At 71.1% G+C, this 13,637-nt stretch carries 13 protein-coding genes; 6 read left to right on the top strand and 7 right to left on the bottom strand.

Features of this window, described 5'->3' with window-relative positions; genetic code table 11:
- Window positions 1-408 (top strand): hypothetical protein (locus OOZ19_RS02555; RefSeq protein WP_266087709.1); only part of this gene is annotated, 408 nt, incomplete at its 5' end.
- A 52-nt stretch (window positions 409-460) separates the two neighbouring features.
- Here the strand turns inward: OOZ19_RS02555 and OOZ19_RS02550 are convergent.
- Together OOZ19_RS02550 and OOZ19_RS02545 are read right to left on the bottom strand one after the other, a co-directional pair.
- Window positions 461-1,633, bottom strand: a complete 1,173-nt coding sequence (locus OOZ19_RS02550) for a sensor histidine kinase (RefSeq protein WP_266087707.1) — start codon at window positions 1,631-1,633, stop codon at window positions 461-463.
- Entirely contained in the window at window positions 1,630-2,295 is a 666-nt protein-coding gene (locus OOZ19_RS02545) for a response regulator transcription factor (RefSeq protein WP_266087705.1), read from the bottom strand. The genes OOZ19_RS02550 and OOZ19_RS02545 overlap by 4 nt, the downstream gene beginning before the upstream one ends.
- Before the next feature lie 207 nt (window positions 2,296-2,502).
- Between OOZ19_RS02545 and OOZ19_RS02540 the strand changes: the two genes are divergently transcribed.
- Window positions 2,503-2,832, top strand: coding sequence for a hypothetical protein (locus tag OOZ19_RS02540; protein ID WP_266087703.1), 330 nt, complete (start codon window positions 2,503-2,505; stop codon window positions 2,830-2,832).
- 70 nt (window positions 2,833-2,902) lie between these two features.
- Here OOZ19_RS02540 and OOZ19_RS02535 read toward each other — a convergent pair whose 3' ends face one another.
- Window positions 2,903-3,430: a hypothetical protein gene (locus OOZ19_RS02535; protein ID WP_266087701.1), complete on the bottom strand. Its 528-nt coding sequence runs from the start codon at window positions 3,428-3,430 to the stop codon at window positions 2,903-2,905.
- Window positions 3,431-3,708: 278 nt separating this feature from the next.
- On the opposite strand from OOZ19_RS02535, the gene OOZ19_RS02530 reads away from it, so the two are divergent.
- On the top strand, window positions 3,709-5,424 hold the full coding sequence (locus tag OOZ19_RS02530) for a transglycosylase domain-containing protein (RefSeq protein WP_266087699.1): 1,716 nt from the start codon (window positions 3,709-3,711) through the stop codon (window positions 5,422-5,424).
- A gap of 3 nt (window positions 5,425-5,427) precedes the next feature.
- On the opposite strand, the gene OOZ19_RS02525 is transcribed toward OOZ19_RS02530, so the two are convergent.
- On the bottom strand, window positions 5,428-6,420 hold the full coding sequence (locus OOZ19_RS02525; protein ID WP_266087697.1) for an aldo/keto reductase: 993 nt from the start codon (window positions 6,418-6,420) through the stop codon (window positions 5,428-5,430).
- 125 nt (window positions 6,421-6,545) lie between these two features.
- On the opposite strand from OOZ19_RS02525, the gene OOZ19_RS02520 reads away from it, so the two are divergent.
- The 3 genes from OOZ19_RS02520 to OOZ19_RS02505 all read left to right on the top strand — a co-directional run bounded on the left by OOZ19_RS02520 (window position 6,546) and on the right by OOZ19_RS02505 (window position 9,642).
- Window positions 6,546-7,397, top strand: coding sequence for a helix-turn-helix transcriptional regulator (locus OOZ19_RS02520; protein WP_266087695.1), 852 nt, complete (start codon window positions 6,546-6,548; stop codon window positions 7,395-7,397).
- Window positions 7,398-7,564: 167 nt separating this feature from the next.
- A complete protein-coding gene (locus OOZ19_RS02515; RefSeq protein ID WP_323055085.1) occupies window positions 7,565-8,365 on the top strand; it encodes a DUF5753 domain-containing protein in 801 nt (266 codons plus the stop codon).
- A gap of 125 nt (window positions 8,366-8,490) precedes the next feature.
- Complete coding sequence (locus OOZ19_RS02505) at window positions 8,491-9,642, top strand: cytochrome P450 (RefSeq protein ID WP_266087691.1); 1,152 nt, start codon at window positions 8,491-8,493, stop codon at window positions 9,640-9,642.
- 1 nt (window position 9,643) lies between these two features.
- Here the strand turns inward: OOZ19_RS02505 and OOZ19_RS02500 are convergent, their stop codons facing one another.
- From OOZ19_RS02500 to OOZ19_RS02490, 3 genes are all read right to left on the bottom strand, one after another.
- Window positions 9,644-10,840, bottom strand: a complete 1,197-nt coding sequence (locus OOZ19_RS02500; protein ID WP_266087689.1) for a VanZ family protein — start codon at window positions 10,838-10,840, stop codon at window positions 9,644-9,646.
- Window positions 10,841-11,343: 503 nt separating this feature from the next.
- Window positions 11,344-12,048, bottom strand: coding sequence for an L-threonylcarbamoyladenylate synthase (locus OOZ19_RS02495; protein ID WP_266087687.1), 705 nt, complete (start codon window positions 12,046-12,048; stop codon window positions 11,344-11,346).
- Window positions 12,045-13,289: a hydroxymethylglutaryl-CoA lyase-like TIM-barrel protein gene (locus OOZ19_RS02490; RefSeq protein ID WP_266087685.1), complete on the bottom strand. Its 1,245-nt coding sequence runs from the start codon at window positions 13,287-13,289 to the stop codon at window positions 12,045-12,047. Before OOZ19_RS02490 ends, OOZ19_RS02495 begins: the two co-directional genes overlap by 4 nt.
- Window positions 13,290-13,637: the final 348 nt, after the last annotated feature.

Here is a 13,637-nt window from a genome sequence, read left to right as displayed (position 1 = left end):
CTCGATCATGCCGAGACCATGCACCGAGTCGATCAAACATCGCCATCAGACACGCCGATCATTCTGAAACGAGCTGTAAAGCCGGTGTCGCAGGTTCGAATCCTGCCGGGGGCGCATTACTGCTGGTGGGAGACGCGGGGAGCCGTTGGGGCGAAGGTCCCCGACACTGCACCCCGCAACCGGCACCAGGCCCTCCTGCTTGCCTCTTCCCCCGCGCGTGGCGAAACGATCGTCGCGGCGGACCAAGCGCCCGCTGATCGACACCGGATCTCGGATGTCCGTCGAGATGACCGTTCGGGTGGTGCCCAGGTGACCGCGGTCGAAGCCGCCGGTGGGGGTGGGAACCACGTGTTCGGCCGGGATCAAGTCGTCGAGGTGATCAGCCGGAGCGCGGAAGAACCTGACTGATCGGCGTCGCTTCCTGCTCGGCGAACGTTCGTGCCCGTCTGGCGCGGAGCTCTCACGAAGGGGGGCGCTCCGGTGTTCGAGGTGCAGCTTCCGGCAGGTCGACGGCGACCGCGAGCCCGCCGTCGGGGCGGGCGGCGGCGGTGGCGGTGCCGTGGTGGCTTCCGGCGATGGCGCGGACGAGGGTGAGGCCGAGGCCGTGACCTCGGGAGCGGGTGCGGGTGCGGTGGCGGTGGAACGCCTCGAAGAGCCGGTCGGCGGCTTCGGCGGGGATGCGCTCGCCGGTGTTGGTGACGCGGATGGTCGCCGTGCCGTCCGACGCCGCGATGGCCAGGTGCGCGCTGCCGCCGGGGTGGTTGTGGCGGACGGCGTTCTGCAGCAGGTTGATCACCAGGTGGTGCAGCAGGTCCTGGTCGCCGTCCACGCGGGCGGGGCGCAGGTCGGTGCGGAGGTCGATGCCGCTCGCCGCCGCTTCGTCGCGCACCTGGTCCAGCGCGTGCCCGGCGACTTCGGTGAGGTCGACGGGGTGCGGATCCGCGATGCCTTGGTCGGCTCGGGACAGGGCGAGCAGGGATTCCACGGTCGCGATGCTGCGGTCGTTGGTGGCGAGCAGTTTCGGGGCGAGCGCGGCGAGTTCGTGGTCCGCGGGGTGGGCGAGGGCCACCTGCAGCATGGTGCGGGTGGTGGCCAGCGGGGTGCGCAGTTCGTGCGAGGCGTTGGCGGCGAAGCGCTGCTGGGCTTCGAAGCTGGTGTGCAGCCGGTCGAGCATGGTGTCGATGGTGTCGGCCAGTTCGGTGAACTCGTCGCGGCGGCCGTCGAGCTGGATGCGTTCGTGCAGGTTGTCGCCCGCGACGGTGCGCGCGGTGGAGGCGATGCGGTGGACCGGGGCGAGGATGCGCCCGGCGATGATCCAGCCGACGAGGAACGCGACCAGCGCCAGCCCGATCAGCGCGACGCTGGAGACCTGCAGCAGCACGTCCAGGAAGTCGTCCCTGGTGGCGATGGTCGCGCGGAAGGCGGGGCGGATCGCGACCGCTCCGTCCGACGGCGATCCCGGTCGTGGCAGCGGCACGGTCGGTGACGCGGCGTAGCGCGGGACGTAGCGCATCAGGGCGTAAACGGTGGCCAGCAGCAGCAACCCGCAGGCCAGCACCGCCACGCCCAGCAGGAGGGTGAGCCGGACCCGGATGGACATCCGGCTGTGCCGCAGGGTCGCCGAGATGCTCACGCGACGGCCCCCAGGTAGTAGCCGACTCCGGTGGCGGTGCGCAGGATCGGCGGGTCGCCGAGCTTGCGGCGCAGCGTGGAGATCGTGATGCGGACCGCGTTGGTGAACGGGTCCGCGTGCTCGTCCCACGCCTTCTCCAGCAGCTGCTCAGCGCTGAGCACCGCGCCGTCCGCGCGCATGAGCAGTTCCAGGACGGCGAACTCCTTGCGGGTCAACCGGAGCGGCCGGTCGCCGCGGTGCGCGTCGCGGCGCGCGGGGTCGAGCCGGAGATCGGCGTGGTGCAGCACGGGTGGCGCGGCCGGGGTGGCGCGGCGGCGCAGGGCGTGCAGCCGGGCGACGAGTTCGGGGAAGTCGAACGGTTTGACCAGGTAGTCGTCCGAGCCGAGGGTGAGTCCGTCGACCTTGTCGGCGAGGCGCCCGGCGGCGGTCAGCATCAGGATGCGGCATTGGGGATGTTCGGCGACCACCTGCCGGCAGACGTCGTCGCCGTGCACTCCGGGGATGTCCCGGTCCAGCACCATCACGTCGTACTCGTTGACCGCGACGCTCTCCAGCGCCGCCCTCCCGTCCCCGGCGATGTCGACGGCCATGCCCTCCTTGTGGAGACCGGACCGCAACGCCTCGGCGAGGAAGTCCTCGTCCTCCACTACCAGCACCCGCACCGTGACGCCCTTTCCGCCGCTCGCGCTCCACCTGCCGGGAGCGTGCACATGGTCCGCTCCGGGGCATATGGCGGGCATATGGAGATCGCCAGACACCCGCGATAACCCCGGCCTGGCTTCATGGGTTCCGAACGCGGCACACCGCCGAGGTTCACCCCCGGCGGCTCGGACGCCGGGCGGATTCCCGCACCAGCAAAGGACAATCCCATGATCGCTCTGCGCAAGAAGGTCGTCGTCGCCGCTGCCGGTCTCGCCATCGTGCTCGGTGGCGCGGGCGGCGCCGTCGCGTTCGCCGGGTCGGACGCCACCGAGCCGACCCCGCCGGTCGGGTGCTCGCCGTCCATCCCGCTGGAGCGCGGCACCCCCGGCTTGGAGACCGAGCCCGCGAAGCAGATCGGTGACGCGCCGGACCAGCCGGTCGAGTGCTCGACGTCGGTCCCGGTGGAGCCCGGCACGCCCTTCGTCCCCGCGAAGCCCCTGCCGGTCGAGCTGGGGCCGGGCACGCCCGCCGTCCCCGCGGACCCGGCTGGCGAGTGACCGATCGTCCGACCGACCGGCTCCCCGACGTGCTGGAACGTCGGGGAGCCGGTCCGCTTCCGCTGGACCGCTAGCCTGGGACGACCAGGATTCGCGCGTGTTCGGGATCGCCGGAGCCGACCGTCACGTGGATGATCTCGGTCGCGCTGCCGCGGCGCCGGTGCCGCAGGCGCACCGTCCAGGAATCCCCGTGGCGCTCGGAATCCACGACCTCCATCCTGGAGTCCTCGCCGACCCAGTGCATCGTCAGTGCGGCACCGCGGGCGACTTCGCGGGCCTCCTGCTCGGAGAGCGCCTCGTCGGCCGCGTCCGCGCGCCGCAGTCGCCAGCGCGAGATCCCCGACCGGAACAACGCCCTGGCCGCGGCCACGGTGGAGGCGTCCGCGCGGTTGCCGATCACTCCGCCCAGGCCGGCGGCCCCCACGTAGGACGCGACCTGGACGACGTACTCGAAGTAGTCGGCGAATCCGACGACGGATCCGGAGGCGAACACGTCGCCGCGGCCGGCGACGTGGACGTTCCGATCGTCCCGAGCCAGGCGGTCCTCCGGCCCGTCCTCGTCGCGTCCGGCTTCGCTCGGTTCCTCCGTCGATTCCACGACCCGCCCCTCTCCCCCGAAAACGGCCGTGTCCCGGCGCGTTTCGCGTTCCTCATCAGGAAACCAGAACCGGAGCGCGCCCGGGGGCGGCTCGTCGACTTCCTCCGGCGGCGGTGCAGATCCGACCGCTCAGCCGATGCCGGACCCGCTTCCCGGAACCGAACGGCCGAGGCGCGCCCCCTCGAGTCCGACAATGATCGACGTCGGTGGTCCGACGCGGCGCCGGCCCTTTCCCGGAGAGGGCCGTCGTCCGGGTGGAGCGAGGGAGTGGAGGACGCGTGAGCGGTGCGGCGGACGAGCTGGGTGCCGGGCGGGCGAGGCGGCCGTGGCGGAAGGCGCGCAGGATCGTGCTCGGCGTCGTGGGCGCGGTGCTGCTCGTCGGCGCCGTCGGCTTCGGGATCGGCTACTGGATCTGGCCCACCCCGGATCCTCGGGCGATCGCGGCGGAGACGAACCAGTCCGTGGCGGTGCTGCACTCCGATCGAACCGAGATGACGCGGATCGTGCCGTCCTCCGGCGACCGGACGATGGTGGAAGACCTGCGTGCGGAGGTGTCGCAGCCGATGCGCGACGCCACCCTCGCCGCCGAGGACATCTCCTTCTACCGCAACCCGGGTTTCGACGTCGCAGGCATCCTCCGGGCGATGTGGGCGCAGGCGACGGGCAGCGCCGGGGGCGGTTCCACGATCACCCAGCAGTACATCAAGCTCGCCACCGGCGCCGACGAGCACAGCTACTCCCGGAAGTTCAAGGAGGTGGTGCTCGCGTTCAAGGTGACCAACGAGCTGTCCAAGGACGACATCCTCAAGGCCTACTTGAACACCGCCTACTACGGTCGCGGCGCCTACGGGATCCACGCCGCCGCCGAGGCGTACTTCGGGAAGCTGCCCCGCGACCTCGACCCGAGCCAGTCCGCGCTGCTGGCAGGAATGGTGCAGCGCCCCACCGAGAACGACCCGGCGTACGACCCGGAGCAGGGGCGGGCCCGCTGGGAGTACGTCGCCGGGCAGATGCGGCGGCACGGCCTCGTCGACGCCACGGCGGACATGCGGCTGCCCGAGACCCGTGGCCGCACCGAGTGGAAGCAGGAGAACACCACCGGCCCCGCCTACCACGTCCGGCAGCTCGCGCTGGCGGAAGCCGAACGCGCCGGTTTCACCGAGGACCTGCTCCAGCGCAACGGCGCCGCGCTCGTCACCACCGTGGACGCCGCCGCCCAGCGGGCCGCCGAGGAGGCGGTCGCCGACGTCGGCGGGCCCGACCTGCACGCCGCGCTGGTCTCCGTCGAACCGGGCACCGGCGCGGTGCGCGCGTACCACAGCGGCAGCGACACCATCGGCGGCTACGACTGGGCCGCCGCCCCGCAGCAACCCGGCACGGCGGTGGATCCCGTCGTCCGCGTGGCCCAGGTGCGCGGCGGTCCTTCCGCCGTCTGGCCTTGCGACGGGCGGGACTGCGCCGAGTCGGCGCAGGTCCTTCCGATCGACCCGGATTCCGTCCGGGACACCGCGGCCAGGCTCGGGCTGTTGGACGACGAGACGGACCGGGCCGAGGTCGCCGAACTGCTCAGGGGCGAACATCCGCTGAGCGCGACCGATTTCGCGACCGCCTACGCCACGCTCGTCGACGGCCACCGGGCCCGGCCGCACTTCCTCGCCGCGATCGTCGACAGGGACGGCCGCGAGATCTTCTCCACCACCCCGGAGTCCCGGCCCGCTTTCGACGGCGACGCCCGGCGCGCGGCGGGCGACATCACCCGCACGATCTGGCCGAAGAGCTACCCGCGAGCGGCGGCGCTGGAATCCGGGCGCTACTACTCGATGACGGCGTGGGCGAACGGGTTCACCGCACGGCACGCGACGTCGATCGTGCTCAGCGCCGCCGACGCGGAGAACAAGCCCCATCCGCTCGTCGACGCCGACGGCCGCCCGCTGGCAGGCGAATCCACGGCGGAGAAGATCTGGGAGCAGTTCATGATCCGCGTGGTCGAGTAGCGGTCAGTTGCCCACGCCGAGGTCGGCCATGAACGCCGCCGGGTACCGGTCGCCGCGAGCCGAACCCCGCGGCACCGCCCGCTCGATCTCAGCCAGGTCCTCCGCGGTGAGCAGCACCCGCTCGGCGCGCAGCGCCTCGTCCAGGCGCTCGCGGGTGCGGGCGCCGACCAGCGGCACGATGTCCTCGCCCTGCGCGGCGACCCAGGCGATGGCGAGCTGGGCGACGGTGCGGTCCTTGGCTTCCGCGACCCGCCGCAGGGCCTCCACCAGGGCGAGGTTGTGCTCGACGTTGCCGCTGCTGAACCGGGGCGAGAGCACGCGGTGGTCGCCGGGAGCGCTGCGGTCCGCGCTCCAGTGCCCGGAGATGAGGCCCCTCCCGAGCACGCCGTAGGCGGTCAGGCCGATGCCGAGTTCGCGCAGCACCGGCAGCACCTCCGCTTCCACCGCGCGGGACAGCAGCGAGTACTCGATCTGCAGGTCGGCGATGGGGTGCACGGCGTGCGCCCGGCGGATCGTGCCGGCGTCGACCTCGGAGAGTCCGATGTGGCGCACGTGCCCGGCGTCGACCATGTCCTTGATGGCGCCGACGGTGTCCTCGATGGGCACGGCCGGGTCGAGGCGGGCGGGGCGGTAGATGTCGATGTGGTCGGTGCCGAGCCTGGTGAGGCTGTGGGCCAGGAAGTTGCGCACCGCCTCGGGGCGGCCGTCGTAGCCGCGGGGGATGCCGTCGGGTCCGCTGAGGGCACCGAACTTGACGCTCAGCTGGTAGCCGTCCCGGTCGCGGTCGCGCAGCGCTTCGGCCAGCAGCAGCTCGTTGTGCCCGACTCCGTAGAAGTCGCCGGTGTCGATCAGGGTGACGCCCGCGTCGAGCGCGGCGTGCACGGTGGCGATGCTCTCCGCCCGGTCGGCGTCGCCGTAGGAGCCGGACATGCTCATCGCCCCCAGCCCCAGCGCGGAGGTCGCCGGTCCGGTGCTGCCCAGGTCGCGTGTCTGCATCGTGTTCTCCTCTGTCGTCGTCCTGCCGTCCACCTTGGGCCGCGACGGGGTGTCGTGGGAGCGAGCGTTCATCGTGGGAGAGCCGCTCCCTGGCTCGCGGCGTGACGGCCGAGGAGCATGGGGGCATGCAGCGCGAGCAGTTGGCCCACTTCCTGCGCCGTCGCCGGGAGTCGGTGCGTCCGGCCGACGTCGGCATCGCCGAGGGGCCTCGCCGCCGCACCGCCGGTCTGCGCCGCGAGGAGGTGGCGATGCTCGCGGGCATGTCCGTGGACTACGTGGTGCGGCTCGAACAGGGCCGCAGCAGCCAGCCCTCGGAGCAGTTGATCGGTGCGCTGGCCCGTGCGCTGCGGCTCACCGACGACGAGCGCGACCACCTGTTCCACCTCGCCGGGCACCATCCTCCGTTCGCGGAGAGCGCGGCCAGGATGGCCCGAGCGGGGCTGCTGCGCATGCTCGACCTGCTCGGCGACGTTCCGGCCGCGGTGCTCTCCGACCTCGGGGAGGTGCTGGCGCAGAACCGGATGGGCGTCCTGCTGATGGGCGATCAGAGGGGTTTCACCGGCGATCGCCGCCACCTCGCCTACCGCTGGTTCACCGAGCCCGACGACGGTTCCCAGCTGCCGGAGGAGCGCGAGCGGCATTCCCGCGAGCTCGTCGCCGACCTGCGCGCGACCGCCGGCAGGCGCTCCGGCGATCCGGAGGTCGCGGCGTTCGTGGAGCGGCTGCGGGCGGTGAGCGAGGACTTCCGCCGCCGCTGGGACGAGCACGAGGTGGGCGTGCGCCGCGCCGACCGCAAGACCGTGGTGCACCCGAGGGTCGGCCCGGTGCTGGTGGACTGCGAAACCCTCGTCACCCCGGACCAGCGCCAGGAACTCCTGGTGCTCACCCCCGCCGACGCCGAGTCCCGCGAGCGCCTGGACCTCCTCCGCGTCCTCGGCACCGAGGAGTTCCCAGCCGGAACCGCCGACACGCGCTGAGGGTGTCGGCACCTCTCGCGAGTGAACGGACCGTTCGCCCGATCCCCTTGGACGAACGGTCCGTTCACCTTGCGGGGTGCAGGTTCCCGGTCGATCACCGTCGACGACGTCAGCTCGATCCTGTCGGCGCTGGAGATCTCCGCAGTCAGCGCGAGCGCCTGGTCGAAATGGCGCGGGAAGCCGACGCCCCGGACTGGATCAGGCCCGGGATCCCGGGAGTCCGCGACGAACTGGTGACGCTGATCGAGTACGAGCGCACCGCCACCGAGATCGTCGAAGTAGCGCCACTGCTGATCCCCGGACTTCTGCGAACTTCGGACTGCTCCCGGGCGGTGATGGGAGATCTCCCGACCGGCGAGCGCGAGGCGAAGGCCGGGATGCGGGCGGTCTCCGTGATCTGCTGGACAAGCGCAACGGCCTTCGAGGCGATCACCGCCGAGCAGGTCCTCTCCGACCAGGTCTGCGGCGCGGAAGAGCAAGCCGACCAGCTCCGCCATCTCGTCAAGGCGGCGGAGAAGACCACCGTCTCGATCCGCATCCTCGCGGCCGATCTCCGCCGGTGGACGCCCATGCGCGGCGGGCACTTCATGTTCTTCGGATTCCCGCAGGCCGCACCGATCGTGCACGTGGAAATGCCGGCCAGCGGAGTCTTCATCTCCCGTCCGTCGACGATCGACGCCTACCGCCAGGCGGTCGGTGCCCAACGACGGGAAACGATGAGCGAGGAGCAGGCAGTCGACTTGATCTCCTCCCGCATCGAGCGCTTAGAGGGGTGGGGCTCATGGACGTTCAGGTGCCGGGGTGGCGGAAGTCCACCCGCTCCGGCCAGCAGACCGCGTGCGTCGAAGTCGTGCGGATCGCCGACGGTGCGGGACGGCAAGGACCGCGCGGCGGGCCACATGCTCGCGAGCACCGCGCAGCGGGTCTCGTTCGTGGCATCCGCCGAGGATGGCCGTTTCGACGCCTGATCACCGCCGAACGGAGCACGCCCCGTTGGGCCGGTCGGGGGTGAAGTGCTTGCGGCAGTGGGTTCCCGCATCGACGCCTGCTACGCAGGGACCGCAAGGTTTCGGCACTGCGGGGAGGCTGTCGCATGGCACGCAAGGTGGAGCGGACGGATGCGGGCGGCTGCCCAGTGGGCGCCGAATCCGACGGTGTGCGGCGGATTTCCGGGCACGCGGCGGCACGGGCGGTGCTGCGCAGCACGGACACCGTGCAGGCCGGGCTGGGCATCGAGACGATGCAGAAGATGCCGTCCAGCATCCGGCGTCCGGTGCTCTACCGGGACGGGCCCGAGCACCGGGAGCACCGGCGGCAGACGGCGAGGTTCTTCACCCCGCGACGCGTCGACGAGCAGTACCGCGAGCTCATGGGCGACATCACCGAGGCGCAGCTCGCGGTGTTGCGCCGGGACGGGCGGGCGCACTTGGCGGACCTCGGGTTCGAGCTCTCGATCGGCGTCACCGCCGCCGTGATCGGCATGACCGAGAGCCGCCCCGGCATCCGCGGCCGGTTGGAGCGGTTCTTCCCGGAGGAGTTCGACGCACCCGGTTTCACCAGCCTGACCGGGCTCACGTGGGTGTGGCGGCAGGCGCGGAACTGGAGCGCGATCTACTTCCGCGACGTGCGACCGGCGGTGCGGGAGCGGCGGCGGGAGCGGCGCGACGATCTGATCTCGCACCTGCTCGACGAGGGTTGCTCCGCCGCGGAAGTCCTCGGCGAGTGCATCACGTTCGCCGCCGCGGGCATGGTGACGACGCGGGAGTTCATCAACCTCGCCGCGTGGCACCTGCTCTCCGACGCGGAACTGCGCGAGCGCTACCTCGCGGCACCGGAGGCGGACCGGCTCGGGCTGCTGCACGAGATCCTGCGCCTGGAGCCGGTGATCGGCAGGCTCCGGCGCCGCACCACCGCCGCCGTGGACCTTCCCGGGAACGACGTGATTCCGCCGGGCGCGACGGTGGAACTCGTGATCGACGACGCCAACGCGGACCGGGCGGAGGTCGGCGACGAACCGCTGGAACTGCGCCCCGGCCGGGAAATTCCCAGCGGAGCCGCGGGATTGGCGTTCGGGGACGGGCCGCACAAGTGCCCCGGCGCGCACCTCGCGATCCTGGAGACCGACGTGTTCCTGCACCGGCTGCTGGCCCTGCCGGTGCGGATGGAGTCGCCGCCGCAGGTGTCGTTCAACGACGCGATCAGCGGCTACGAGCTCCGCGGGCTCGTGGTGGCGTTGGACTCCTGAGTCATCCGCTCAACACGGATTCGCGGACCTCAGCCGTCCGCGAATCCGCGTTGTGGTGCGGCAACGCGCGGTTGCTGACGCCCGAGACGAGGTCGTGGACGCTGCGGTCCCGCGGGTGCAACCGCGCCACGAGCGCGTAGCCGAAGACGAGGAACAGCGAGGCGAAGCCGATCGCCGCCGCCAGCAGCGCGACGACCAGCACGTCCGCATCGATCTCCCCGGCCCGTGCGAACCGGACGAGGTCGGCGAACACTCCCCGTTCCGCCGCCAGCAGCACGGGCAACAGCGGCGGCAGGAACGGCACCGCCAGCACCACCGCCCGCAGCAGCAGGCGCCACACCGCCGGTCGACGCCCCTCGGCGTCGACGAGTTCCAGCAGCAGCAGGCGCTTTCCCGGGGTCGCGCCCGTCAACGCGGGCAGCGCGACGAACCACGCGCCGAGCACCGCGAACGGCGGCAGCCACAGCGGCAGGTCCAGGACCAGCGCCGTCAGCAGGCCGAAACCGCTCAGCACGAACGTCGCGCTGAGGTCGACCAGCAGCGCCACCGCCCGGCGGCCGAACGGAACCGGATGCCGCGCCAGCACCTTCCCGTCCAACGTGGTCAGTTCCGGTAGCGCTCGGGACACCGGACCGCCGATCACCCAGCCGAGCATCGCGCCGAGGACGTTCACCACCAGGTCGTCCACGTCGAACAGCCGGTACGGGCACTCGTAGAGCCCGAACACGCCGGTCCCCTGCGTCACCTCGAACGACAGCGCCACCCCGGCCGCGATCGCGAGCGACACCAGCGGCCCGCGGCGGAAGTGGTAGCGCAGGAACACGCCCAGCGGCAGCAGCAGGAGCAGGTTGAACCCGGTCTCGATCACCGCCGAGTTGTGCAGCACGAGATCACCGAAGGTGACGCGGTGCTCCGCCTCCTTCCACACGTCCCGGAACGTGTTGCCCGGCATCAGCTGCCAGGTGCGCATCCGCGGGTATTCGCGGCACACGTCCAGCGAAGCGCCGGGCAGCGGCATCAGCACCAGGCAGTACGCGGTGATCAGGTAGTAGAGGAACGCGTAGAACGACAGCGCCCACCAGCGCATCACTCCGTGCCTGCGGTAGAGCACCACCGCCACCGGGACCAGCAGCAGGAAGGCGAGCAACGGGAACAGCACCGCGGCGGTGCGGATCGGGAGCAAGTACGCGTCGGCCACCGCAGCAGCGTCCTGCCTGGACACCCCGCCGCGCTTCGGCCATTCGGCACGTCCGCACCAGCCGTTGGGCTGGGAAATCGGGCGGCTGCGGCACGTTCAGCGGTGACGTGCCGGCTGGTCCGTCGGCAGCTCCACGACGAGGCCCGTCGGCTCGTGGCGCACGCGGACGCCGCGGAAATCCCGGACGCCGGCCAGGCCGGACGTCCGTGCCCACGAAGGCGTTTTACCCCCAGCAGACCGCGAGGCGGAACAGCGGAGTTCGACAACGCCAGGACGAACGAATGCGCCACCGGAACCGCAAGGGGTTCCGGTGGCGCATTGGTGGCCGCGGCCCCCGCACCAGTTGGACCGCGTTGCTCCGAGCCGACCAGCCCTCTGCGAGGAGCTTCGTTACTCCTCCTAGCGGTCCAGCACGGCCCGACCGGGGCTCCGGGGCGGGCGGATTCTCCTAGCTGGTCGCCAGACCAGCCGGCAGAACCAGTGCACCACCATCCGGTTGCCGGTCAGACCCGCGCTACCGTGGCCGACCGGTCCACGGCGAACCCGTAGGAGTCGCGCAAGTGGTCCAGATAAGCGGCCGGGCTCGGGTACTTGCTGTCCTGGGCGCCGTTTCGGTGCAGTCCGATGGTGCCATCGGACTGCAGGCGCACGGTGGTGGTGGCCGCTAGGCGGGGCTCCTCGCCCCCACCGGATCCGGGGAGCGAGGCCGGGTCGAGCACCGGAACTTCCGCGGCGAACATTTCCCTCGCTTGACACGCGGAGGAGACCGGTCGGTGACCGGTGCGGTTGGCGCTGCTGACGTACAGGACCGGGTGTTCGCCGATGACGGGCAGCAACGGCTCCCAGCGGGCGCCGAACAGCATCGTCCAGCCGTTGCTGCTGGCCGGCTCCAGCCAGGCCGGCGGGGAGTGGTCAGCACGCCGGGGCGCGAGGAACGTCACCCGTTCCTCGGTCAGGAGGCGGCGAGCCGCGGTGGCCGCCTCCGGTGTCAGATCGAGCGCTTCGAACACGGTGTCAACGGTGCGGGGGTGGTGGGCCCACAGCGCGACGGCCTGGTCAGCGGGCCGCCCCTTGGCTTCGTTCGCCACTCTCGGGTTCGTGGAGGCGACGACGTAGGTCAGCGGCGCGGGGTTGGGGAGCACCGCCGCCCGCCCGTGCACCAGTGCTCGGCGGACGCGGTCGACGTCGGTGACGGGACTGTTGTTCACAGAGCACCCACCTTGGCCGAGGCGGTGAGGCCTTCGAGATAGCCGGCGAACTCGTGCTCCTCCACTACCGCGCTGCCCTGCCGGTAAGCGTGCCTCTTGGCCCAGCTCAACGCCTCTTTCGCCTGCTGCTTGTCCAACTCGTGTCCGAGCCGGGCGGCTACCGCGGTGATCACCCGGGCGCTGGCCAGGTGGGTGAGCAGCACGCGCGGCTCGATGCCCAGCACCTCACGGGGGTCGTAGGGCTGGAAGAGCTGCGGGTGGACGAACGGTGTACCGGTGGAGATGGTGCCCACCCCATCGCCCACGATCGGCGTGGTCACGCTCAGCGGCACCCCGGTCTCCTCCGACACCGAACGCGCAATCCCGGGCAGGAGAGTCAGGTCAGGCGCAGTCCACCAGGGAACGGCCTGATCGCCGAGCAGTTCCGCGGTGCGGTCGGGCCGGTAGGCGAGCAGGAACAACAACTGTTCGGTGGTGACCATTCCGCTGCGCTCGGCGATGCCCAGCCACGAACTGGAGAGCACGCGGACGCCGGCCTGCGCGGCGAGCAGGGTGTTGGCCAAGCCGAACCCGAGGTCGTTGTGCAGGTGGGACCCGAGCACGACGTCGCTGTCCGATTGAGCGCCTACGGCGGTGAACATCGCGCCGGCACCGCCAGGTAACTGGTCTCCGACCGTGTCGGCCAGGATGACGACTCCGGCGCCGGCCTCGGTCATCCGTGTGGCGTGCTCTGCCATCAACGCGTGGCCGGCGCGGGAGGCGTCGGCCAGGCACACGTCAACCGCCACGGTGTCGTCCACTCCGCGGGCTTCTTGGATCAGGTCCGCACCGGAGGCCAGCGCCTCCGCGGCGGGGCGGTGGGTCATGATCTGCGCCATGGCATCCGAGGCGGGGACGACCACCATGATCCGCGCGTTCGAGGTGCCCCGGACCGACATCACGGCTTGCCGCACGTCCTGGGCGGTTCCCCGGCACACTGCCGCTACGCTCACGGCACCTTCGGCCTCGACTGCGACCTTCCGGACCGCCTCGAACTCCTCGGTGCACACTGCGGGGAAACCGGCCGCGAAAACCACGTGACGCGGACCGTCCGCGCCGAAGATCCTCCCTTGCTCGCGGGCCAGGTGAACCCGGAACTCAGGTGTCATCAAAGTCTTGGCCTGGGCACCGTCCCGCGCGGATTCCTCCCAGAACACGACACGCCCGGCCAGTGCGGATTCCCGCACGAGGTCGACAGTCATCACTCCTCCTAGAGCCCACCAGGGTTCTCACTCGCAATTAAGAAGATTCCTGCGCAAGGGCGCAAATTGAAGGCAATCATTCAGCATTTGACGCTGATCGCACCCGGGTTCCTTTTTAATCTCCGACAGGTGGAGCTCGATCGAATCGACTCAACTCACGCTACACAATAAACAGCGGAAACCTCACCCCCTCGGGACACGCTTGTGATCAAGTGCACACATCGCCCACAACAGTGGAAAAAACCACTCAGAAATGCATGGCGAAACGCCGCCGCGGCGGAGGGCACGCAGCGTCGCGATCTGGGCGACCGCCACCGAAAGTGAAAGCGTTTCAGGTTTACGGCAGGG

The organism is Saccharopolyspora sp. NFXS83 (genome assembly GCF_026241095.1).
In the GTDB taxonomy this organism is placed as follows: domain Bacteria; phylum Actinomycetota; class Actinomycetes; order Mycobacteriales; family Pseudonocardiaceae; genus Saccharopolyspora_C.
This window is presented reverse-complemented; position numbering and strand designations above follow the sequence as displayed.